This window comes from Planosporangium spinosum (assembly GCF_049999945.1).
GTDB classification, from domain to species: Bacteria; Actinomycetota; Actinomycetes; order Mycobacteriales; family Micromonosporaceae; genus Planosporangium; species Planosporangium spinosum.
Window position 1 is genome coordinate 25,219 of the sequence record NZ_JBLYUB010000006.1, and the last position, 22,236, is coordinate 47,454.

A 22,236-nucleotide genomic window follows, 5' to 3' on the forward strand; every position below is an offset into this window, starting at 1 on the left:
GCACCGTGGCGGGCGGGATCAATCACGACCGTCGGGATCAGGTTCCATGAGCAGCCGGGCGTAGTTGGCGAGCGACCGCTGGTACCGGGGAAGGTGCGGTGCGAGCGCGCCCAGCGCGAGCGAGACGGCCTCCCGGTCGCGCCCCACGTCGACCAGCGCCAGCGCGAGGAAGGCCCGTACCGCGTCGTCGAGGTGGTCGGAGCCGGCGCCCAGCTCGGCCGTCAGCAGCGCGACGCTCTCCTCGGCCCGGCCCAGGTTGCGCAGCGAGCTGGCCATCTGGATCACCGCGCGGCGCCGGCGCTCGCCGGTCAGGCCGCGGTCGAGGGCTTCCCGGTACAGCGGGATGGCGCGGTCGGAGTGGCCGGTCGAGTCGAACGCGGCGGCCCGTTCGAAGGGCCCGACCGCGCTGCCCGAGGGCAGCTCGGCGACCAGTGCGTCGATCAGCGCGCGGAAGTCCGCCTCGTCGTGCCGGTCGATCGACGCCCAGGCGTCGGCCAGCCGCTGTTCCCAGTCCGCGTCGATCATGGCAGCAGCCTCGCACACGTCCGCCGCCGTGACCGCCCTTTTCGATCTCCACTTTTTCCGATCTTGGAAACGTGGGCACCAATATTGGTGCCAAAGTTTCCAAGATCCACCAGATTCGATCACACACACGAAAGGTCCCGGACTTGTAGCCGGGACCTTTCAGACATATCGGGTCAGAGGTCGAACTCACCGCGCTTGAAGCCGTCGACCGCCGCTTCCCACTCCGCCACCGTGAACCGCAGCACCGGACCACCGGGAACCTTGTCGTCGCCAACCTCGATCATGCCGTCGGATGCCCGGCGGACGATCATGCAGTCACTGCCGTTGCCCGAGCGACTGGGCTTCCGCCAGTTCTCGTCGAGGGGCATGCTCGCCGCCTCCTTGTCTACTTGTCACCGCAGCGCCTTCGCCGCCTCCTCGATCAGCCGGATCGACTCGTCGGGATGCAGCCCTGCGGCTCGCAGGCCGTTGAAGTGCAGCGTATACGGCCGCGCCGCGTCCCCCTCAAGGAACTGATCTCCGGTCGCGCCCTCGATGTACACCACGTCCGGGTCGTCCTCGAAGCTGAGAATCGTAAAGGCCCCGAGCATCCCGGCGTGACCACCAGCCGCGAACGGCAATACCTGGATCGTCACGTTCGACAACTGTGCCGCCTCGATCAACCGCTCCAGTTGAGGCCGCATGACGGCCGGGCCACCGACCACTCGTCGGACGACAGCCTCATCGAGGATTGCCCAGAAGCGCAACCCGGCCGCGAGGCGACCTTGGCGCTCCATCCGAACCTGAACGCGGCGGTCCAGTTGTACTGTCGGCAGATCGGGCCGCGCGGCACGGATGACCGCCCGAGCGTAGTCCTCGGTCTGCAGCAGACCGGGTACCACGAGCGCGGCATGGGTCAGCACTTCCGCAGCGCTGTCCTCGAAGCCGATGAAGGTGGCGTACCCGCTGTCGATCACGCTGGCATACGTACTCCACCAACTGCGCGTCCGGCCTTCCCTGGCCATCTGCTCCAGGTCGACGCGGATCGGGTCGTCGGGCTTCACGCTGTAGAGGTCGAGCAGTTCCCGGACCGTCTTTGCCCGGATACCGCCGCGTCCCAGTTCGAACCGACTGATGGTCTGGGCGGTCACCTCCAGGTGCGCCGCTGCCTCGTCGCGCGTCTTCCCGGCCGCCTCACGGATTTCGCGAAGCCGCATGCCCAGCCGTCGCCGCTTGACGGTCGACCCGTCCGCCATGCCCGTCCCCCTCGCTCGCCCGATGGCGCGGCCATTTTCCGCCACCGAACCGGTTTGCACAACGGTTAGCAATGTCCACGCCAACCAATTGCGCGCACAGTTTTTGCGTGGCAACCTGTGCGTGCCCGAACGAGGCGCAGCGAACAAGACTGATCCGTCTTCGGAGACGGACACGTCCGCTCACCCCGGTCAGGGCCCAGAACGGGAGCGTGACGGCCGCCAGAGGCGGGGCACGCAGGCCGAAACCGTCGCCCCGGCGGCGCTGGCCGTCACGCTCCCCCGCCAGCACGAGAACCCAGCACGAGAACCCAGCACGAGGACCCGGCACGAGGACTGAGGAGGTCCGTCCGTGTGGTCACGGTGGAAAGGACGCCGAGCGAGGCGACAGATCGAGGCACCGGCTCCCGCGCCCGCGCCGACCCAGACCCCGGTCGAGCGTCCGGCCTGGGCGGACGCGGCGACCGCGCAGTACGACACCGTCGATCCGGTACGGCCGTACGTGAAGCCGTACGTGATCCGGGAGTGCGACGGGTGAGCGGCGACGACGCGGCTACGGCCGCGCGGCGTACCGCCGAGGTACACGTACGCGACCGCTCCGGGTTGTGCCGAGGATGCCTGGAGCTGTGGGGACACCTGACGCCGTACCCGTGCACCGTCGCGGTGTGGGCGGCGTATCTCCTGGCCGGGAGGTCGCCATGCTGACCGGTCACCGTCCCCGGCGCCCGGACTGGCACTGCGCGGCCTGCCGGGAGGAGTGGCCGTGCCTCGGTGCCCGCGCCGAACTCCTCACCGAGTACGCCGACGCCCGGGCCAGCCTGGCCATGTACCTCACCGCCCAGCTGACGGACGCGGTCATCGACCTGGGGCGCCCGCTCGACGTCGACCTGTACGACCGCTTCCTGAGTTGGATACGGCCACGCGAGCCCCGGCCATCGTGGCTCACCCCGTCGCGGAGCACCGTCCACAACCGGTTCGACCTCGTCCGCCGGGCCTGGGCGGTCCTGTGCGAACACGTACCCGACCCGGGCACGGCCCGCTGTGCCGCGTGCGGCGCCGACCGCTGCCCGCGCCGCGCCACCGCGATCAGGATCCTGTACTCCCGCTACAGCTCCCTGCCCGGTCGGCGCCCGTGCCCGGCGGCCGACGTACCGCGTCGCGGCACGCAAGGCAGACTGGGCGGCATGACCGAGCACCTCCGCACCCCTCGCGTACGCGCCCCCGAGCTACGTGGCCGCGCCTGGCTGAACACCGGCGGCACCACGTTGACCCTGGCCGACCTGCGCGGAAAGCTGGTCCTGCTCGATTTCTGGACATTTTGCTGCATCAATTGTCTCCATGTCCTTGACGAGCTGCGTCCGGTCGAGGAGAAGTACGCCGACGTGCTCGTCACCATCGGTGTGCACTCGCCGAAGTTCGAGCACGAGAAGGACCCGGCGGCCCTCGCCGCCGCCGTCGAGCGGTACGGCGTGGCCCACCCGGTCCTCGACGACCCGACGCTGCGGATGTGGCAGGAGTACGCGGCGAAGGCCTGGCCGACGCTGACCCTGATCGACCCGGAGGGGTACGTCGTCGGATCGATGGCCGGCGAGGGGCACGCCGAGGGGCTGTCGCGGCTGCTGGACGAGCTGATCGCCGAGCACGGGGCGAAGGGGACGCTGCGCCGGGGCGGAGCTTTCACCGTACCCACCGATGAACCACCCACGGCGCTGCGCTTCCCCGGCAAGGCGGCGGTGCTCGACGGCGGGACGCTGCTGGTCGCCGACTCGGCCAACCACTCCCTCGTGGAGCTGGCGGCGGACGGGGAGACGGTACTGCGCCGCATCGGCACCGGCACCCGGGGCCGCGCCGACGGCAAGCCGACCGTCGCGCAGTTCTCCGAGCCCGGCGGCGTGTGCGTGCTGCCCCCACGGGTGGCCGAGCTGGCCGGCTACGACGTCGTCGTGGCCGACACCGTCAACCACCTGCTGCGCGGGGTACGCCTGGACACCGGCGAGGTGTCGACCGTCGCGGGCAGCGGCCGGCAGTGGCGCGGCACGGTCGACTTCGGTACCCACGACTCCCTCGCGGTCGACCTGTCGTCGCCGTGGGACGTGGCGTACTTCGACGGCAAGGTCGTCATCGCCATGGCCGGCATCCACCAGCTGTGGTGGTTCGACCCGGTGACCCGGACGGCGGGCGGGTACGCCGGTACGACCGTGGAGGCGCTGCGCGACGGGCCGCTGCACGAGGTGTGGATGGCGCAGCCGTCGGGGCTGTCGACGTCGCCGGACGGCACGAAGCTGTGGGTCGCCGACAGCGAGTCGAGCGCGCTGCGCTGGGTGGAAGCCGACGGCGAGAGCGGCGGCGAGCTGCACACGGCGGTCGGGCAGGGGCTGTTCGACTTCGGTCACGTCGACGGTCCGGCGGCCGAGGCGCTGCTGCAGCACCCGCTCGGCGTGCTCGCCCTCGCCGACGGCACCGTCCTGGTCGCCGACACCTACAACGGCGCGGTCCGCCGCTACGACCCGGCCACCGGTCAGGTGACCACGGTGGCGACCGGCCTGGCCGAGCCGAGCGACCTGGTCGCCACGGCCGGAGGCGAGGTGTTCGTGGTCGAGTCGGCCGCGCACCGCCTGGTCCGGATCGCCCCGGACGCGGTCGTCGGCGACGTCGCGGGGGCGCGGCAGCGTACCGAGCGGCCGGTCACCGACCTGGCGCCCGGCGAACTCGTCCTCGACGTGGTGTTCTCACCGGCGCCCGGGCAGAAGCTGGACGACTCGTTCGGGCCGCCGACCCGCCTGGTGGTGTCGGCGTCCCCGCCCGACCTGCTGGTCGAGGGGGTCGGCGAGGGCACCGACCTGCGCCGGCGGCTGGTCATCTCCGACTCCGTACCCGCCGGCGTGCTCCAGGTGGTCGCCCAGGCCGCCACCTGCGACGCCGACGTCGCGCACGCCGCCTGCCACCTGACGCGCCAGGACTGGGGTGTACCGGTGCGGATCGTCGCGGGCGGCGCGACCCGGCTGCCGCTGGTCCTGCGCGGCCTCGACAACGGCTGAGCCCGGGTCAGGCGAGCCGGAACCGGACCCGATCCCCCGGCCTGGCCTGCGCCAGCAGGGGCAGGTCGGCGTCGTCGACTACCCCGACCACCGGGTACCCGCCGGTGGTCGGGTGGTCGGCGAGGAACACCAGCGGCTGGCCGTTCGCCGGCACCTGCACCGCGCCGAGCACGATCCCCTCGCTGGGCAGCTCACCGGCGACCGCGCGGGTCAGACCCCGCCCGGTGAGCCGGGCGCCGACCCGGTTGCTGTTCACATCGATCGTGTACCCGTGCCGGAACAGTTCGGTCGGGTCGGTGAACCAGTCGTCGCGGGGGCCGAGCCGGACCCGCAGCACCAGATCGCCGCGCGGCACGGAGACCGGTACGAAGTCCACCGGGGCAGGGTCCCCGGCCGGCTCGCCGAGCGGCAGCTCGTCGCCGTCGCGCAACGGCCGTGGCCCGAGTCCGGACAGGGTGTCCGTGCTGCGGCTGCCCAGGACCGCCGGTACGTCGACGCCACCGGCGACCGCGAGGTACGAGCGCACCCCGTACCGGGCCGGGCCGACCTCGACGGCGGCGCCCGCGGGCACCGGCACGGCGGCGCCGACCGGGGCCGGCCGGCCGGCGACGGTGAGCGCGGCGTCGGCGCCGGTCAGGGCGACCGTCGTGGCCCGTGCCAGCCGCAACGCGCAGCCGGCGGCGGTGATCTCCAGCCCGGCCGCACCGTCGGGGTTGCCGATGAGCCGGTTGGCCAGGCGCAGCGCCGGAGTGTCCAGGGCACCCGACACCGGCACTCCGAGGTGCGCCCAGCCGGGCCGGCCGAGGTCCTGGATCGTCGTCAGCGGGCCGGCCCGCAGCACGGTGATCACGCCGTGAACCTGACCCGGGCGCCGGGTACGAGCAGGGCCGGAGGCCGGGCGTCCACGTCGAACAGGCGCGCCCCGGTACGCCCGACCAGCAGCCAGCCGCCGGGCGACGCGGTCGGGTAGATCCCGGCGTACGGTCCGGCCAGGCCGACCGAGCCGGCCGGCACACGGGTACGTGGGGTGTCCAGCCGGGGCACCGCCAGCTCCGGCGGCAGCCCGGTCAGGTACGCGAAGCCGGGCGCGAAGCCACTGAACGCCACCCGGAACTCGGTGGCGCACAGCCGGCCGACGACGTCGTCGCCGTCGCAGCCCCAGTGACCGGCGACCGTGGCGAGGTCGGGCCCGTCGAAGGTCACCGGGATCTCGATCAGGCGGTCCGACCGGCGGTAGGTACCGGCAGTCGGAAGCCAGCCGCGCAGGCTCGGCATGAGTGCCGCGGGATCGGGTACGCCGTCAACCAGTACGGTCCGGGCGCCGGGGACGATGTCGCGGGCCGTCAGCTCGCCGCGGTTCCGGCGCCGGACCAGTTCGGCGTGCCAGGCCAGCGGATCGTCCACTTCGATCAACAGCGCGTGGGCACCGACCGACCGCATGTTCACCACAACGAAATCTTGCGTGGTCCAGCTCACGAGGACCAAGTAACCTACGGTACCGTAACCTTTGGGAATGACCACGAAAACCGCTTCCCGACTGCGGCCGGTCGACATCGGCAAGCCACGGATGCGCGGTTGGCTGCACGCGTACGCCGCCGGTGTCGCGGTCGTCTGCGGCCTCGTGCTCTGCTCGCTGGCCGCCACCCGTCCCGGACTGGCACCGTTGATCAGCTGCCTCGTCTACAGCATCACGGTCGTCGCCCTGTTCACCACCAGCGCCCTGTACCACCGGCGGGTGTGGTCCGAACGCGGCTACCAGATCATGCGGCGCCTCGACCACTCGATGATCTTCATCTTCATCGCCGGTACCTACACGCCGTTCTGCGTCCTGCTCCTTCGAGCCAGACTGGCGACGGTCATCCTCGCCGTCGTGTGGGGCGGCGCGGTGGCCGGCGTGGTCATGAAGATGGTGTACCCGAACGCGCGGCGCTGGCTGTCCGCGCCCCTGTATCTCGCGCTCGGCTGGGTCGCCCTCGCCGTGCTCCCCGACATCCTGCGCCAGGGCGGGGTGACCGCACTGGTCCTGCTGATCGCCGGCGGCGCCGCGTACAGCGTCGGCGCGGTCTTCTACGCGCTGCGGCGACCGAACCCGTGGCCGACGGTCTTCGGCCACCACGAGTTCTTCCACGCCTGCACGCTGGTCGCCGCGATCTGCCACCACATCGCGATCTACTTCGCCCTGTACGCCTGACCGTCGCTCGACGCCGGAGCACACAAGATCGTCACAACTTCCGACCTGTTGTGGCCTCCGAGGGGGTCGAGACCACAACTTCCGGAAAGTTGTGACGATCTCGGTCGGTGGCGAGATCCTGGCGTCCGACAGTCGGGCCGGGTGGTCAGTAGCGGCGCTCGGACGACCGCTGCGTCCAGCCGTCGTCCGTGACGACCTCGCCCTGCGGCGGCGTCTGGACGACCCGCTCCCGCTCGACGCGCTGCGCCGGCGGCACCGCGGTCGACGACACCGCGACGACCCGCCGCCGACGGGAGTTCCACACCCACAGTGTGATCAACAGACCGGCGAGGCCGGCCAGCATGAGGACCCAACCGATGACGGTCAGGTCGAAGGGGCCGAGGTTCTGGTCACGGACCCCGAACGCGATGATCGCGCCGACGGCGATGAGGAAGATGCTCCCGCCGATACCCATTGGTAGCCTCCTTTGTCACCGTTTGACCGGCTGTCGTTCGGTGACTGCCACCAGGGATGTACCCAGTACTCACGAACCTCAATCAGGCAGGCTCTGACGATGACCGATCGAACGCTGGTACTGCTCAGACACGCCAAGGCTGCCCACCCGGTGGACGTACCCGATCTACAGCGCGCGCTCAGCTCGCGGGGACAGGCCGACGCCGCGGCCGCCGGCGCATGGCTCGCCGAGCAGCACCTGCTCCCCGAGGTCGTGCTGTGCTCGCCGGCCCGCCGGACCCGCGAGACCTGGCACGGGGTGGCGCCCGCGCTCGGCACCACGGCGACCCACACCACCGTCGGCTACGAACCGGTCCTCTACGACGCGGCCACCGGGCAGGAACTCCTCGACCTGGTCGCCGCCACCGGGCCGGAGGTCAGGACGCTGCTCGTGATCGGGCACAACCCGACCCTGTCAATGCTGGCGTCGCTGCTGGATCCCGGCCCCGACGCCGAGCTGCACACCAGCGGGATCGCCGTGCACCGGGTACCGGGAGTCTGGGGCGAACTCACGGCGGGTGGCGCACCGCGTACGGCGGTGCACACCGCCCGGGCCTGAGCCCTCCCGGCGCTCGGGACGAACCGGCCACGCATGGGCCGACCGGGCCACTCGTCACCGACCGGTACACAAACGAACCGGCCGGTGACGAGCGGACTCGTCACCGGCCGGTTCGGCGGGGAACTGCGTCAGAAAGCTTCCTCGGGCAGGTCCATGATGTCGAGGGTGGTCGATTCGATGATCTTGCGGTCGCTGCCCAGCCGCGGCAGGACCTCGCGGGCGAAGAACCGGGCCGAGGCGACTTTGCCCTCGTAGAAGGCCTTGTCACTGGCCGACACACCGTCGCGGGTGAGCGCGGCCAGCGCCACGGCGGCCTGGCGCTGGAGCAGCCAGGCGACCACCACGTCGCCGAGGGCGAGCAGGACCCGACGGCTGCTCAGGCCGACCTTGTACAGCTCGCGGGCGTCACCACCCTGCGCGGCGCCCAGCCAGCCCATGAAGGTGCCGAGCATGCCCTGCACGTCCTCGAGGGCGGTGGCCAGCGCCGCGCGCTCCTCCTTGAGCTGGCCGTTGCCGGTGTCGGACGCCACGAACTCCTGGATCTCGGCGGCAACCGTCATCAGCGCCTTGCCCTGGTCCCGCACGATCTTGCGGAACACCAGGTCGAGGCTCTGGATCGCGGTCGTCCCCTCGTACAGGGTGTCGATCTTCGAGTCGCGCACGTACTGCTCGAGCGGGTAGTCCTGCAGGAAGCCGGAGCCACCGAAGGTCTGCAGCGACTCGTGACCGAGCAGCTCGTACGCCCGCTCCGAACCGCACCCCTTGACCAGCGGCAGCAGCAGGTCGTTGACCCGCTCCGCCTTCCGCACGCCCTTCTCGTCGCCGGCCGCCTCGGCCAGCCGGGACTTGTCCTGCCACGAGGCGGTGTAGGCGACCAGCGCGCGCAGACCCTCGGCGTACGCCTTCTGCAGCATCAGGCTGCGGCGCACGTCCGGGTGGTGGGTGATGGTCACCCGCGGGGCGGCCTTCGAGTTGTTGATCAGATCGGCGCCCTGGACGCGGTTCTTGGCGTAGTCGAGCGCGTTCAGGTAGCCCGTCGACAGCGTGGCGATCGCCTTCGTGCCGACCATCATCCGGGCGTACTCGATGATCAGGAACATCTGGCGGATGCCGTCGTGCACGTCGCCGAGCAGCCAGCCCTTCGCCGGCACGCCGTGCTCACCGAAGGTCACCTCGCAGGTGTTGGAGACCTTCAGGCCCATCTTGTGCTCGACGTTGGTGACGAAGGCGCCGTTGCGCTCGCCGAGCTCGCCGGTCTCCTCGTCAAAATGGAACTTCGGCACGACGAACAGCGACAGGCCCTTGGTGCCGGGACCGCCGACGCCCTCCACGCCGACCGGGCGGGCCAGCACGTAGTGGACGATGTTGTCGGTCAGGTCGTGCTCACCACTGGTGATGAAGCGCTTGACACCCTCGATGTGCCACGAGCCGTCCGGCTGCGGGATCGCCCGGGTACGACCGGCGCCGACGTCGGAGCCGGCGTCGGGCTCGGTCAGCACCATCGTGGAGCCCCACTGCTTCTCGATGAAGAGCTTGGCCCACCGCTTCTGCTGCTCGGTGCCCTCGCGGTACAGCACGTTCGCGAACGACGGACCCGAGGCGTACATCCAGATCGGAGCGTTGGCGCCGAGCACCAGCTCGGCCAGCGACCACCAGAAGAGGCGCGGCGCGTTGGTGCCACCCAGCTCGGCCGGCAGGTCCAGCCGCCAGAACTCGGAGTCCATGAACGCCTGGTACGACTTCTTGAACGACTCCGGCAGCGGCGCGGTGTGCGTCGCCGGGTCGAAGACGGGCGGGTTGCGGTCGGCGTCGGTGTAGCTGGCGCCGAGATCATCGCGTGCGAGCCGGTCGACCTCCGCGAGGATGCTGCGCGCGGTGTCGACGTCGAGGTCGGCATACGGGCCGGTGCCCAGCACCTTGTCGGCGCCGAAGACCTCGAACAGGTTGAACTCGAGGTCTCGCAGGTTGCTCTTGTAGTGGCTCATCTCGCTGGTCTCTCCCGTGTCGCGCGGCGGCGGGTCGGTCGTGACAATGGTTGCTGGCCGGGGTTACCAGTCAGTAACAGCCACTGTATTACCGAGCAGTAACTTGCGACAAGGCAACTGCGGCGGTGACCGCCATCACAGCATGGATCGGGCATGAGCTGGGAAAACAGAGCTAACCAGTAGCGCGATGCACTCTTGGTCCGAAATGGGGACTAGTTGCAGCAAGATCGCAAGCCACCACGCCGGACAAACCGTCACCCACTTCGCATCCGTCTCGTTGGACGGAGTGACACCCGTCACGGCGAACGCGGGCGCGCTCCACGCCCGCACCTAAGGGGCCCGTCATGCTCGTGAAGTGGATGGACACGCTCGACACGCTGTTGGCGCCGAAGCCGGGGCGCCAGTACACCGGCCGCCACCGCGCCCCGCGGACCGACCGGCCCGCCGCCCACCAGCCGACGGAACCGACTCCGACCAGGTGAGCACCGGGACCCGGGAGCGGCCCACGCCGGAGACCGGTTGCCAGCCCGACACCTGAGGTCGGACGCGGATCCGGCACCCGGGTAAAGGGTCGCGGATCCGATCAGGTGAGCGCCGGCGAGCTGGCGCCGCCGATCTCCCACCGCGGCACCGGGTCGGTGGCGTCGTGCGCGCCCGCGTACTCCATCAGCACCAACGCGATGTCGTCGTCGAGCCGACCCCGCACCCACTCGACGAGTGCGCTCTCCAGCGACGCCAGCCCATCGGCGACCGTACCGTGCCCCAGCAGCCGCCAGGCCCGGCCGGCGGTCGGGAAGAACTCGCCGTCCCGGCGCGCCTCGGCCAGACCGTCGGTGTAGAACAGCAGCCGGTCACCCGGCTCCAGGCGCTCCACCCGGGGTCGGACCACCGGCATGAAGCCCAGCGGCGGTGCGGGTGCCGGCGGGGTCAGCTCGATGACCTCACCGCGGCGCAGCAGCAGCGGCGGCGGGTGGCCGCAGTTGACAATCGTCAGTGTCCCGCCGCGCTCCTCCACGAGCGCGGCGGTCACGAAGTCCTCGTCGCCCACGTTGCGGGCGACGGCCTTGTCCAGGTCGGCGACGACCGCGCGGAGGTCCGCCCGCTCGTACGCGACGTGCCGGTACGATCCGAGGACGATGCTCGCCAGGCGTACCGCGTCCAGCCCCTTGCCGCGTACGTCACCGATGATCATGCGTACCCCGTACGGCGTGTCCACCGCCTCGTACAGGTCGCCACCGATGTCGGCGGCCGCGCTCGCCGAGATGTAGCGCGCGGCGATCGACAGCTGACCGAGTTGCGGGCCGAGCGGCCGTAGCACCGCGCCCTGCGCGGCCGACGCGAGCTTGGACAGCTCGATGAAGCGCTCGGCCTGCCGCTGTCGGTAGACACCCAGGACGGCGGCGACCGCGGTGCCCAGGACGATGAAGATGATGTTGACGAAGCTGGCGACCAGCTTCTCGTTGTCGGCGCCGTTCGGCAGTGCGACCAGGGTGGCGACCGTGGTGGACACCGCGCCCACCGCCAGCACCTGCCGCCAGGACACGAACGCGGCGGCGAGGACCGGCGCAGCCGTCAGCACACCGATATGGCGGGCCTGCGCGCCGCAGAGCAGCTCCATCATGACGACCGACGCGATCAGCGCGAAGGCCGCGCCGAGCCCGACGCGGCTAACGGAGACCATCTCGCGGTTGGTCAGGCGCCCGCCCGACGCACGCGGCTTTCTCGCCACGGCCATCAGCATGCCATCCGCGGACCGCGCGACCGATCAAACATTCGGCCGAAGTAACGACTGGCGCGAGGGAGAGTAATACGTTCGTACCCTCAGCCCTGGAGGACCTCGAACGATACGGTCGCGACTCCTGCGCTCGTACTCGAGATGGTGTTGAACGCCGCCGGCGTGAGGTCCAGGCACCGGCCGGACACAAACGGACCGCGGTCGTTGATCCGGACCACCACCGACTTGCCGTTCGTGACGTTGGTGACCCGAACCCTCGTGTTGAACGGCAGCGTCTTGTGGGCGGCGGTGAAATCGGCGGTGTGGAAGGTCTCGCCGTTGGCCGTGCGGCTGCCCTCGTCGGTGTAGAACGACGCCTGGCACGAGCCGCTGCTCACCACGGAGCCGCCGCCGGACGGTGGCTTCGGCGCCTGGGTGGCGCTCTTCGTCGGCTTCGGGGTGGGCTTCGCTGTCGGTGACAGCGATGGCGACGGCGATGCGCTGGTCGGCGCCGCCGACGGTACGGCCGACGGGGTCGCCTCGACGCTCGGCTCGGCGCGCTGCTCGCCGCGGTCGGCGCGGGCCTGCGTGCGGTCGGACGGGGCGGCCGTCGGGAGTGCGGCGTCAGCGGTGTGCGCGACCGGGTTCAGCCCGAGCGCGGCGACCGTGGTGCCGGTGATCACCGCCGCGACCGCCGTACCGGCGAGGAGAGGAAGAGACCTTCGGGACGGTCGCGGGATCCGCCAACTGGCGTGCTTACCGGCCAAGGTCCTGCCTTCCGGTCGACGACGGGGCCAAGCGACCGTAACCAGCACCCGCGGTGAGGTGTCAAACGCCTACGCCATTTACGGACGAATTGTCGTCTGATGTCCAACCGAATGGTCGAGGTCCGCCCTCATAACCAAAGACAAACTTAAGATTTCGACTACATAACCGCCGGTACTCACACTGTCACGCAATGCTGCTCGTCCATCCATGGTGGACAGCCCGTGGCCGGGATGGCATCCAGCCCCGCCGCGCCACCGCCGCGCGACCGGAGGCGCCTAGCAGGAGACCACTGAACAACGGGACAGGGTTCTCCAGCTAGGTCCTTTCCGGGGGGGGCGCCACGTTCGCTGTGGCGCCGTCCCATCGGGAAACGGGGCTGGAGGACCTCGTTCACCGCGGACGTCAGCGGGTGGACGCGGCGTCCACGACAGATGCCGTCGCGGGGGCGCCGGTCACGAAACTCACGGTCGCCGCACGGTGGCCGGGTCGCGCCAAGTGCGCGGCCACCCCCATGACGAACAACGCGGTCAGGGTGATCATCGCCCCCGCCCAGATGGGCGACGTGTAGCCGAGTCCCGCGCTGATGGTGAGGCCGCCGACCCAGGCGCCGAGGGCGTTCCCGAGGTTGAACGCAGCGATGTTCGCACCGGAGGCGAGCGTGGGGGCTCCGGGTGCGAAGTGCATGACCCGGGTCTGCAGTCCGGGCACCGTCGCGAACCCGAAGGCTCCCATCAGGACCAGGGACGCGTAGGTCGCCAACTGGCTGTGCGCCGTGAGTGCGAAGAACACCAGCACAACGGTCAGGCCGGCGAGAACGCCGAGGAGAGTCCCGTCGACAGACCGGTCGGCGAAGCGGCCGCCCAGCACGTTGCCCACGAAGAGCCCGATTCCGAACACGACGAGCAGCCAGGGGACGGTCGCGGAAGAGAAACCCGCGACGCTCGTGAGCGTATACGCGATGTAGGTGAACGCCCCGAACATGCCGCCGTACCCGAGCACCGTCACGGCGATGGACAGCCAGACCTGGCCGGACCTGAATGCGGCGAGCTCCCTGCGGAGGGTCGACCGGGGGGCGCCGTCCTCGCGCGGGTTGACCAGGAACGTGACCCCGGCGAAGGCCACTACGCCGATCCCGGTGATCGCCCAGAAGGTGGAACGCCAGCCCAACTGCTGGCCGAGCAGAGTCCCGAACGGAACGCCCAGAACGTTCGCGGCCGTGAGACCCGTGAACATCAGGGCGACTGCCGCGGCCTTCCGCGACGGGGCGACCAGCCCCGAGGCGACGACGGCGCCGATCCCGAAGAACGCGCCGTGACAGAGAGCGGCGACCACCCGGCCGAGCAACATGACCTCGTAGCTGCCAGCAGTGGCGGACAGCAGGTTGCCGACGATGAAGAGCGTGAGGAGTCCGAGCAGCACCTGCTTGCGCGGGAGCCGGGTCGTGGCCGCGGTCAGCCCGAGGGCGCCGACCATGACGCTGAGCGCGTAGCCGGTGATCAGCCAACCGGCGACGGCCTCCGTGACGCCGAAGTCGGCGGCCACGTTCGGCAGCAGCCCCATGATCACGAACTCCGTGAGCCCGATGCCGAACCCGCCCGCGGCGAGGGCGAGCAATCCGAGTGGCATAGCTTTCCTCTCTACGTTCCACCAGCGCGAGCACTTGCGTAAGCTGGTATTTGCACGCGCTGGCTTTTTCGTTGCAGCCGACAGTACAGTGCGTGTGCAACTACTCCAAGTGGAGGGATCGGAATGGGCATCAGCGACGACGCCGTGGAGATCCGGGCTCAGGGCTGGCGGCGGCTGGCCGCGCTGCACGGACTCGTGGAGTCCGAACTCGAGCGGGCCCTCGGCACGGCCGTGTCCCTCTCCGTGGTCGAGTACACCGTGTTGGATGCGCTGAGCCGGCAGCACGGCTGGCACATGCGGATGCAGCAGCTCAGCCGCGCCGCCGCGCTGAGCCCGAGCGCGACCACGCGGTTGGTGAACCGGTTGGAGGATCGCGGGCTCCTCACCAGGGTCCTCTGCGCTGACGACCGCCGTGGGATCTACACCGAGCTGACCGCAGCCGGACGGGAACTCCTGGAGGAGGCGCGTCCGGTGCACGATGCGAGCCTCGAGCGGGCGCTCAGCCACGCCAGGGAGGCCCCGGAACTGGCCGAACTCGCCGACGTCATCCAGGGCATGGCCGCTCAGCGATGACCGGGGTGGCCGGTGAACTCGGCGTCCAGCTGTACTGGATCATGAAGTTGGTGACACCCGGTTGATCGGGGGTTGGCCTCGCAGCGCGGTGTGGGGTCCGTGATAGTCGTCCTCGATCAGCCAGGACTGGAGGGCATCGGCGCGCTAGGCCCCCAGCGCGGTGCCGGCCTCGTCCCCGGAAGCCTCGCCGCCGGTGAGCGCGTCCAGCACACCCGAGACCACGAAAACCTTGAGTACCTGTCCGCGCGGATTGGCGACGACGAACTCGGTGCCGTGCTCGAACGCGGCCCGGCGGGCGGCGATCAGTGCGCTGATGCTCATCGAGTCGATGAAGAGCAGGCCGCGAAGGTCCACGACGACCCGGCCGGGGCGCTGCGCGACCGCGCCGAAGAGCGCGTCGCGGAGCTGGCCGATGGTCGCCAGGTCGGCCTCGCCCGCAAGGGCGACCGTCACCCGGTCACCCGTTCGCTCAACGGAAGACTCAAGTTGCACCACCCCTACCTCCCCCTTACAGCGACCTGGACCTGATCATATGGCGGAGGTCACCTACCAGGAAGGTCTGGGCGCGGACCCACCATCGGCATGTCACCCGCCCGTGGTCGGTAGCGACCGCAGGGCCGCGTTCGGTGAGTGGCAGCGACCGCACGGTCGGTCGGTGGTGGCCAGGACCGCGGTCCGGTGGGCGGCATCCGACCGCGCGGCCGGATGCATGGACCGGGCATGAAACGCGGGACACCCCGGCGGGGCCAACCCACCGGGGTGTCCGTACGCACGGACGGCGAGGACGGTCGCCCGCCGCAGCCCGCTCAGTTCTCGCGCAGCGGCCGTCCCTGTGCGTCGGTGCCACCCTTGACGAGAATCAGAATCCCGTCGATCAGCGGCCACAGGTAGCCGAAGCCGCAGGTGAGCCAGGTCACCGCGATCTGCCCGATCGCCAGGCCGATGTGACCGGTGTAGAAGCGGCCGGCGCCGAACGAGCCCAGCAGAATCTGGAGAATACCGGCCACGACCTTTGACTTGTCCGAGGTCGGCATGGCGGGGGCGGGAGTACCACCGGGGAAGAAGTCAGTCATGGCCAGCACAATACGAACTTTTGCCCGGCTATATTCCGATATCTCCAGTTTTACCCCTTCTGCACCTGTAATGCTCCCCGGGCCGGTGCTGGGCATCGCCGAGGCACGGTCACCTCACCAGGTTCCGGAGCCGGCGGAGACCTGCTCGAGCGCGGGCATCGCGGCCATCTCCCGGCGTACCTCCGCGGCAGCGCGCCGATCGAGGCGGGCTGGTCGACCACCGCCAGGATCGTGCCGTGCACCGGGCCGACCGGACACCCGGACGACGGTGCCGCCGAAGCGCTCACCACGGTGGGTTAATGGCCCGACGGCCCATCTGACAACGCGAATAGCCAAACGCCCCGGTCGGGATCATGGTCCTGACCAGGGCGATTGTCTGTGGAGCGGGTGACGGGAATCGAACCCGCACTGTCAGCTTGGGAAGCTGATGTTCTGCCATTGAACTACACCCGCGAGTGGAGCGGAACCTACTCTAGCCGACCCGGCCGCCTCAGCGCACCTCGCACCGCAGGGTTGGGCGTGGATCACGCCAGACCTGGCGGTATGCGCGGGCGAACTGGTCGACCGGGCTCGGGGACTGGCGGTGCCGCACGATCATGGCCACGTCGACGGTGAACTCGAACAGCCGCCAGTCGGCCAGGGGCTCGGCGCGCATCTCGATCGCGTACCGCTCGACCCGCGCCGGGTCGGTGATCAGGTGTGCCATGCCCGACACGTACGCCTCGTCGTCGGTGGTCTCGGGCGGGAACGAGTGCAGCGCGTACCGCCCGTCACGTTCCAGGTCGCGGCGCTTGGGCGAGTCGATGACGAAGCAGTACAGGCCGTCCCGGGTGATGAACGGCGAGACCGGGTGCAACCGCGGACCCCCGTCCGGCCGGATGGTCGCGAGGTAGCCCAGGCCGGGCCCGTACTGATGGACCAGCGCATGGATCGACGCCGCGAGCTGGGGCTCGACGGCGGCAAACTCGGACCAGGAAGCCATGGGTACAGTTTATCGAACACATGTACGAGATCGCTGCCGATTGCGCGAACGGGTGACCGACGCGGCAACGAAAATCGGGGCGGCGGAAAACCCGCCACCCCGATTCCGAAGACAGTGAGGATCAGCCCGGTCGGCCGAGGCCGGAGATCGGCATCGCGTCCATGCGGACCATCCGGACCACGTCACCGGACTGCGGTGCGTGCAGCGCCCAGCCGTCACCGACGTACATGCCCATGTGGTGCATGTCAGAGAACCAGAAGATCAGGTCACCGGTGCGCAACTGGTCACGACTGACCCGCTTGGTCGTCTGGAACTGGGTCACCGTGTAGTGGTACAGGTTGACCCGGCCGCCGGTCGCCTGCGCCCAGGCCCACTTCGTAAGGCCGGAGCAGTCGAAGTTCTTCGGACCCTCGGCGCCGAAGATGTACGCGGTTCCGATCTTGCTACAAGCGATCTGGGCGGCCTTGGAGCCGGGGCTGCCGTCCAGGAAGACCGGGCACGGCGCCGGGCGCAGGTTGCCCTGCGGGGCGTTGGTGCCGTAGGCCTCCAGGCGCATCTTGTTGAACTGCGCGATCTGGTCGTTGAGCTGCTTCTCCTGGTCGGCGAGCTGCTTCTCCTGGACCGTCAGCTTCTTGACCAGATCGTCGAGCGGCTTCTTCTGCGTGTCGTACTGTTCCTTCATCCGAGCCACGTCGGCGACCCGGTCCCGCTCGTTCTTGGCCATGGCGTCCAGCAGAGCGAGCTGGTCGGCGAGGTTGGTCGGCTGGCTACTGGTGAGCAGTGCACTCAGCGCCGACGCCTGGCCGCTCTTGTAAGCGCGCTCGGAGATCGAACCGACCCGGCTCATCGCGACGTCCACCTGCAGCCGCAGGGGCCTGATCTGCTCCTCGAGCTGCGCGACCTTGGCCTGGTTGTCCGCGAGCTGGACCTTGACGCCGTTGTGCTGCTCCAGCACGGGTTCGAGTTTGTTCCATGCCTCGTTGATCTGCGCCTCGATGGCGGCAGGATCGGCGGGCGCGGCGTGGGCGCTGGTCGACAGGCCCAGCGCGATGACCAGTCCGGCGCAGACCGCCCCGACGCCACCGAAGACAGTACGCACGGGTTTCAGACGCGACCCGGAAGGCCGCATCGTATGCAATTCCACCGGAGTCCGGCTCCTTACTTCCATGACCGCTTACCGGGTTAGCTGACGGGTTCGGGCGGGAAGTTCGCCCTACCGCTGACGCAGCGGATTCACCCCGGGACACGATTGGGTCCCCGGCTCGTCGATGAGACGATTGAGCGGTGTCGCGCGGCGCACCCGCTTTGGGTACGGACTCCCGCCCGACGAGCAATCACGCTATGGCGCGTCAAGGGTTGTGGCAAGTCCAGGATTGGGCCGTGGGCAGGGACGGCCATGGATTCCCAAAACAGCCCTTCTGACCTGCCGTTTCGCGGCTCCGGCGTCCTCATCGGCGATACAGAGCGGATCTTAGCCATCTACGGACGGTGGTGTGTAAATCGCCACACCGGCTAACCATTGCGCAACTGGCAGAGGATGTGAATCTTGCTGCCCGCAAATCCATCGGACGTGCGGAATGTCACCCAAACTGGACGCCTGTTGTCGGTGAATGGTGACCGTTTCACTGCTCACCGTAAGGGTGACACGCCGAAAGAGCGCCGGCAATCAATCGATCGCCGGCGCTCTCTGTGATCGGGAACTCAGGCCGGGCGGCCGTACCCCGACACGTTGTTGGCGTAGTACCCGGTCAGTTGCGCCATCCGGACGTAGTCACCGGTGTGTGGTGCGTGAACCATCCAGCCGCCGCCCACGTAGATACCGACATGGTGGTTGTCGGAGCCGAAGAAGATCAGGTCACCGGTGCGCAACTGGTCCCGGGTGATCGCCGTCGACTTCCTCCGCTGGGCGCTGGCCAGGTGGTCCAGCCGGACGCCGGCCGCCTGCCAGGCGACCATCGTCAGGCCGGAACAGTCGTAACCGTTGGGGCCCGCTGCTCCCCAGTAGTACGGCTTGCCGATCAGGCCGCACGCCTTCTGCGCGGCGGTCCCGCCCGGGCCACCGGTGAACTCCACCGGGCAGGCGGTCGGCTTCAGCACGCCGGTGGAGCCGCTGCTCCCGTACGCCTGCTGGCGCATCCGCTGCAACTGGCTGAGCTGCTCCTCGATCTGCTTCTTCTTCGCCGCGAGGTCGGCGTCCTGCTTCGCCTGCTGTGCGATCAGATTGTCGAGGGACGTCTTGTCGGCGGCGAACTTGTCGCGCGCGGCAGCCACCGTGCTGATCTGGTCGCGCTGACTACGCGCGACCATGTCCAGCAGCGTCAACTGCTCGGCGAGCGCCGTGGGCGAGTTGGTGCTCAGGATGGCGTTGACGGTCGACCCGCGCCCGCCCTTGTAGACGCTGGCAGCGAGGTTGCTGACCGTCGACATCGCCATGTCGACCTGCAACTGGAGGGGCTGCAACTGCGCCTGCAACTGGTCGGCCTTGGCCTTGTTCGCGGTGAGTTGGCCGTGAACGGCGTTGTACTGCTCGATGGTGGGCTCGAGGGTGTTCCACTTCTGCTCGATCTGCGCCTCGATGTCGCCGGGGGCCGGCGCCGGATCGGCGTGCGCCGGAGCGATCGCGACGAGAAGGGCCGTGACGCCTGCGATGGCGGTGAAGGCGACGGTGTGAAGCGCGGTGAGCACACGATTGGGTGCCACGGGAGTCCGACTCCTTCTTCCCTGGCCGCCTGCCGGGTTAGCTGTCGGGTCCGGACTGGGAGCAGGCCCTACCGTGGCGAGGAGACCACGGATTCACCCCGAGGGAAACACGGTTCCCCGGCTCGTTTGCACGATTCGGCGGTGTCCGCCGCGGTCGTGGGGGGAGACGACCTCGGTACGGCCGGACGCTACGCGAGCGTAGTGAAGGTCACGTACCGCGGGCAAGCCATGATTCAACCCATTTCGTACCGCGCGCACGTCGATACCGACAGTTGCGGAGAACGCCTACGGCACACGGGTTCCCGGGCGCCCGGATGGGTAACGGGACCGGCCGGTCCATGTAATCGGAAACGATTTCCCGGGTAGTCGCCGGCCAATTCGTCGCCGTCACCTACGTCAATTCGTCAGGTGGCCGGGCTCGATGTCGGAACGGGTTCGCCGACCACCGCGTTCAGTACGTCGTCGAGGGTCACGATGCCCAGCGGCCGGCGGCCGTCACTGACCAGCGCGATGTGACGCCGCTCGCGCCGCATCGCCAGGAGCAGCTCGGCCAGGGTCCGATCGGAGGACACGACAGCGAGCGGCCGGATCAGCTCCGCCGGCATCGGCGCGCGCCGCTGCGGCCCCACGATGCCCAGGACGTCCTTGACGTGCACGAAGCCGAGCACGCGCCGGCTGGTCCGGTCCACCACCGGGAAGCGGGACCGGCGGGTACGCGTCGCGAGCACCTCCAGCGCCGCCGGCGAGACGTCCTCGGCGACCGTCGTGACCCGCGACCACGGCCGCAGCGCGTCGGACGCGACGCGTTCGCTCAACGCGAGCGCACCGGTGAGGCGCGCGTGCTCCTCCGGCTCGAGCAGCCCCTCCGTACGCGCCTGGCCGACCAGTCCCGCCAGCTCCTCGGCCGTGAACACGGTCTTGACCGCGTCGGTGGCCTCGATGTGCCACAGCCGCAGGATCAGCCGCGACGCCCACCGCATCGCCACCAGCACCGGCTTGGTGGCGACGCAGAACGCGTACATCGGCGGGCCCAGCCAGAGGACGGCCCGCTCCGGTCCGGCGAGGGTGAGGTTCTTGGGCACCATCTCGCCGATCACGGTGTGCGCGAACACCACGACCACGAGGGCCAGCACGAACCCCGCCGGATGCGCGAGGTCGTGCAGGCCGACGGCGGTCAGCGGGGCGCTCAGGAGGTGCGCCAGCGCCGGCTCGGCGATCGCACCCAGCGCGAGCGAACAGATCGTGATGCCGAGCTGGGAGCCGGCGATCATCAGCGGGATCTCGTTCATCGCCCGCAGCGCCAGCCGGGCCGCCCGCGAGGTAGCCGCGAGCGGCTCGATCGCGGTACGCCGGGACGCGATCAGCGCGAACTCCGCACCCACGAAGAACGCGTTGCCCAGCAACAGCAGGACCGTGACGAGCAGCTTAGGCATCGACGGCCTCCGCACGCGCGACGCGTACCTGCTCGACCCGGCGCCGGTCGACCTCCACGACGGTGAACTCCCACCCGTCCTCGTGCACGCTCTCCCCCACGACCGGAATGTGCCCCAGCCGCGACATCAGGAAGCCCGCGAGCGTCTCGTACGGCCCCTCGGGGAGCCGGAACCCGGTCCGCTCCGCCAGTTCGTCCTCACGCAGCAGCCCATCGACCAGCCACTCGTGACCGGGCGCACCGTTGGCGTCCGGGAGAATCAGCTCGTACGTCGTGGACTCCTCCGGCGGCGCCACGTCGTGCTCGTCGGCGATCTCGCCGACGAGCTCCTCGACCAGATCCTCCACGGTCACCACGCCGTCGGTACCGCCGTACTCGTCGACCACGATCGCCATGTCCGCGGCACTGTTGCGCAGGACGTGCAGCACCCCGTCCAGGTCCAGGCTCTCCGGCACGTAGACCGGCTCGCGGGCCACCGCGGCCACCTTCGTGGTCGCCCTCCGCACCGGGGGTACGCCCAGCGCGTCCTTGACCGTGGCGACCCCGGTGACCGTGTCGAGGGTCTGCTCGTACACCGGGAACCTGCTGTGCCCGGTCTCACGCGCCGCGGCGAGGAGATCCGCGACGGTGGCGTCGGCGCGCAGCGCCTCCACGTCCACCCGGGGGGTCATCGCCTCGGCGGCCCGCTTGTCGCCGAACCGGATCGTGCGGCGCAGCAGCACCGCCGTCTCCGGCGGCAGGGCACCGGCCCGCGCCGAGATGACGGCGAGCAGGCCCAGCTCCTCCGGGGAGCGGGCGCTCGCCAGCTCCTCCTGCGGCTCCACGCCCAGCCGGCGCACGATCCAGTTGGCCGACTCGTTGAGCGCGGTGATCATCCAGGAGAGCAGCCGGGAGAACACGCGCAGCGGCCCGGCCGTCGCCCGCGCGATCGGCATCGGCCGGGCCAGCGCGGCGTTCTTGGGCACGAGCTCACCGAACAGCATCGAGAACAGGGTGGCGATCACGAGCGCGAGCACGTGCGTGACGCCGGTCGTCGCGGTACCCGCGATGGGGTGCACCAGGGGCGCGAGCAGGTGCGCCAGGGCCGGCTCGGCCAGGTAACCGGTGAGCAGTGCGGCCAGGGTGATGCCGAGCTGGGTGCCCGAGAGCTGGAACGACAGCTCGTGCAGAGCGTGCCGGACGGTACGCGCGACGCGGTCACCGGCTTCGGCATCCCGGTCGATCTGCGCCCGATCGACGGTCACCAGGGAGAACTCCGCCGCGACGAAAGCCGCGTTGGCCACGGTGAGCAGTACGAACGCCAGAAGTGGCAGCAGCGTCGTCAGTAGTGTGCTGTCGATGATCCC

23 protein-coding genes, 1 tRNA gene and 2 riboswitches are annotated in these 22,236 nt (G+C 69.8%); of the genes, 6 read left to right on the top strand and 18 right to left on the bottom strand.

What is annotated here, in order from left to right:
• Positions 1–18: 18 nt before the first annotated feature.
• From ACNTMW_RS10180 to ACNTMW_RS10190, 3 genes are all read right to left on the bottom strand, one after another.
• On the bottom strand, positions 19–525 hold the full coding sequence (locus ACNTMW_RS10180) for a tetratricopeptide repeat protein (protein ID WP_426633193.1): 507 nt from the start codon (positions 523–525) through the stop codon (positions 19–21).
• A 173-nt stretch (positions 526–698) separates the two neighbouring features.
• Positions 699–893, bottom strand: a complete 195-nt coding sequence (locus tag ACNTMW_RS10185; protein WP_426633194.1) for a DUF397 domain-containing protein — start codon at positions 891–893, stop codon at positions 699–701.
• 24 nt (positions 894–917) lie between these two features.
• Complete coding sequence (locus tag ACNTMW_RS10190; RefSeq protein WP_426633195.1) at positions 918–1,760, bottom strand: helix-turn-helix domain-containing protein; 843 nt, start codon at positions 1,758–1,760, stop codon at positions 918–920.
• A 349-nt stretch (positions 1,761–2,109) separates the two neighbouring features.
• Here ACNTMW_RS10190 and ACNTMW_RS10195 point away from each other — a divergent pair, with 349 nt between their 5' ends.
• Together ACNTMW_RS10195 and ACNTMW_RS10200 are read left to right on the top strand one after the other, a co-directional pair.
• A complete protein-coding gene (locus ACNTMW_RS10195) occupies positions 2,110–2,295 on the top strand; it encodes a hypothetical protein (RefSeq protein WP_426633196.1) in 186 nt (61 codons plus the stop codon).
• Between the two features lie 646 nt (positions 2,296–2,941).
• Entirely contained in the window at positions 2,942–4,795 is a 1,854-nt protein-coding gene (locus ACNTMW_RS10200; RefSeq protein ID WP_426633434.1) for an NHL domain-containing thioredoxin family protein, read from the top strand.
• Positions 4,796–4,802: 7 nt separating this feature from the next.
• On the opposite strand, the gene ACNTMW_RS10205 is transcribed toward ACNTMW_RS10200, so the two are convergent.
• A complete protein-coding gene (locus tag ACNTMW_RS10205; protein WP_426633435.1) occupies positions 4,803–5,741 on the bottom strand; it encodes a 5-oxoprolinase subunit C family protein in 939 nt (312 codons plus the stop codon).
• Entirely contained in the window at positions 5,642–6,241 is a 600-nt protein-coding gene (locus tag ACNTMW_RS10210) for a 5-oxoprolinase subunit B family protein (RefSeq protein ID WP_426633197.1), read from the bottom strand. Before ACNTMW_RS10210 ends, ACNTMW_RS10205 begins: the two co-directional genes overlap by 100 nt.
• Positions 6,242–6,308: 67 nt before the next feature.
• Between ACNTMW_RS10210 and trhA the strand changes: the two genes are divergently transcribed.
• Positions 6,309–6,986 carry a PAQR family membrane homeostasis protein TrhA gene (gene trhA / locus ACNTMW_RS10215; protein ID WP_426633198.1) on the top strand — a complete coding sequence of 226 codons (678 nt, stop codon included), beginning with the start codon at positions 6,309–6,311 and terminating at the stop codon, positions 6,984–6,986.
• A gap of 145 nt (positions 6,987–7,131) precedes the next feature.
• Here trhA and ACNTMW_RS10220 read toward each other — a convergent pair whose 3' ends face one another.
• Positions 7,132–7,440, bottom strand: coding sequence for a DUF6458 family protein (locus tag ACNTMW_RS10220; RefSeq protein WP_426633199.1), 309 nt, complete (start codon positions 7,438–7,440; stop codon positions 7,132–7,134).
• Positions 7,441–7,539: 99 nt separating this feature from the next.
• On the opposite strand from ACNTMW_RS10220, the gene ACNTMW_RS10225 reads away from it, so the two are divergent.
• Positions 7,540–8,037, top strand: coding sequence for a SixA phosphatase family protein (locus ACNTMW_RS10225; protein WP_426633200.1), 498 nt, complete (start codon positions 7,540–7,542; stop codon positions 8,035–8,037).
• Positions 8,038–8,165: 128 nt separating this feature from the next.
• On the opposite strand, the gene ACNTMW_RS10230 is transcribed toward ACNTMW_RS10225, so the two are convergent.
• Positions 8,166–10,022, bottom strand: coding sequence for an acyl-CoA dehydrogenase (locus ACNTMW_RS10230; protein WP_426633201.1), 1,857 nt, complete (start codon positions 10,020–10,022; stop codon positions 8,166–8,168).
• Positions 10,023–10,366: 344 nt separating this feature from the next.
• Here ACNTMW_RS10230 and ACNTMW_RS10235 point away from each other — a divergent pair, with 344 nt between their 5' ends.
• The gene (locus ACNTMW_RS10235; protein ID WP_426633202.1) at positions 10,367–10,504 is read left to right on the top strand and encodes a hypothetical protein; all 138 of its coding nucleotides are present in this window, start codon (positions 10,367–10,369) and stop codon (positions 10,502–10,504) included.
• 101 nt (positions 10,505–10,605) lie between these two features.
• Here the strand turns inward: ACNTMW_RS10235 and ACNTMW_RS10240 are convergent, their stop codons facing one another.
• The 3 genes from ACNTMW_RS10240 to ACNTMW_RS10250 form a co-directional block, all read right to left on the bottom strand.
• On the bottom strand, positions 10,606–11,763 hold the full coding sequence (locus tag ACNTMW_RS10240) for a PP2C family protein-serine/threonine phosphatase (protein ID WP_426633203.1): 1,158 nt from the start codon (positions 11,761–11,763) through the stop codon (positions 10,606–10,608).
• A gap of 80 nt (positions 11,764–11,843) precedes the next feature.
• Positions 11,844–12,419, bottom strand: coding sequence for a septal ring lytic transglycosylase RlpA family protein (locus ACNTMW_RS10245; RefSeq protein WP_426633204.1), 576 nt, complete (start codon positions 12,417–12,419; stop codon positions 11,844–11,846).
• 487 nt (positions 12,420–12,906) lie between these two features.
• Positions 12,907–14,130: an MFS transporter gene (locus ACNTMW_RS10250; protein WP_426633205.1), complete on the bottom strand. Its 1,224-nt coding sequence runs from the start codon at positions 14,128–14,130 to the stop codon at positions 12,907–12,909.
• Between the two features lie 123 nt (positions 14,131–14,253).
• Here ACNTMW_RS10250 and ACNTMW_RS10255 point away from each other — a divergent pair, with 123 nt between their 5' ends.
• Complete coding sequence (locus ACNTMW_RS10255; RefSeq protein ID WP_426633206.1) at positions 14,254–14,703, top strand: MarR family winged helix-turn-helix transcriptional regulator; 450 nt, start codon at positions 14,254–14,256, stop codon at positions 14,701–14,703.
• A gap of 144 nt (positions 14,704–14,847) precedes the next feature.
• Here ACNTMW_RS10255 and ACNTMW_RS10260 read toward each other — a convergent pair whose 3' ends face one another.
• From ACNTMW_RS10260 to ACNTMW_RS10295, 8 genes are all read right to left on the bottom strand, one after another.
• Positions 14,848–15,198: an STAS domain-containing protein gene (locus ACNTMW_RS10260; RefSeq protein ID WP_426633207.1), complete on the bottom strand. Its 351-nt coding sequence runs from the start codon at positions 15,196–15,198 to the stop codon at positions 14,848–14,850.
• A 311-nt stretch (positions 15,199–15,509) separates the two neighbouring features.
• Entirely contained in the window at positions 15,510–15,737 is a 228-nt protein-coding gene (locus ACNTMW_RS10265; protein ID WP_426633436.1) for a TM2 domain-containing protein, read from the bottom strand.
• A 418-nt stretch (positions 15,738–16,155) separates the two neighbouring features.
• Positions 16,156–16,229: transfer RNA gene (locus ACNTMW_RS10270), tRNA-Gly, on the bottom strand.
• 37 nt (positions 16,230–16,266) lie between these two features.
• Positions 16,267–16,758 (bottom strand): pyridoxamine 5'-phosphate oxidase family protein, encoded by a 492-nt coding sequence (locus ACNTMW_RS10275; RefSeq protein ID WP_426633208.1) that lies wholly within the window; start codon positions 16,756–16,758, stop codon positions 16,267–16,269.
• 121 nt (positions 16,759–16,879) lie between these two features.
• Complete coding sequence (locus tag ACNTMW_RS10280) at positions 16,880–17,857, bottom strand: C40 family peptidase (RefSeq protein ID WP_426633209.1); 978 nt, start codon at positions 17,855–17,857, stop codon at positions 16,880–16,882.
• Between the two features lie 57 nt (positions 17,858–17,914).
• Positions 17,915–18,052: riboswitch (cyclic di-AMP (ydaO/yuaA leader) on the bottom strand.
• A gap of 407 nt (positions 18,053–18,459) precedes the next feature.
• Entirely contained in the window at positions 18,460–19,458 is a 999-nt protein-coding gene (locus ACNTMW_RS10285; RefSeq protein WP_426633210.1) for a C40 family peptidase, read from the bottom strand.
• Positions 19,459–19,469: 11 nt separating this feature from the next.
• A riboswitch (cyclic di-AMP (ydaO/yuaA leader) is annotated at positions 19,470–19,609 on the bottom strand.
• Between the two features lie 253 nt (positions 19,610–19,862).
• Positions 19,863–20,891, bottom strand: coding sequence for a hemolysin family protein (locus ACNTMW_RS10290; RefSeq protein WP_426633211.1), 1,029 nt, complete (start codon positions 20,889–20,891; stop codon positions 19,863–19,865).
• On the bottom strand, positions 20,884–22,230 hold the full coding sequence (locus tag ACNTMW_RS10295; RefSeq protein WP_426633437.1) for a hemolysin family protein: 1,347 nt from the start codon (positions 22,228–22,230) through the stop codon (positions 20,884–20,886). The genes ACNTMW_RS10290 and ACNTMW_RS10295 overlap by 8 nt, the downstream gene beginning before the upstream one ends.
• Between the last annotated feature and the right edge of the window lie 6 nt (positions 22,231–22,236).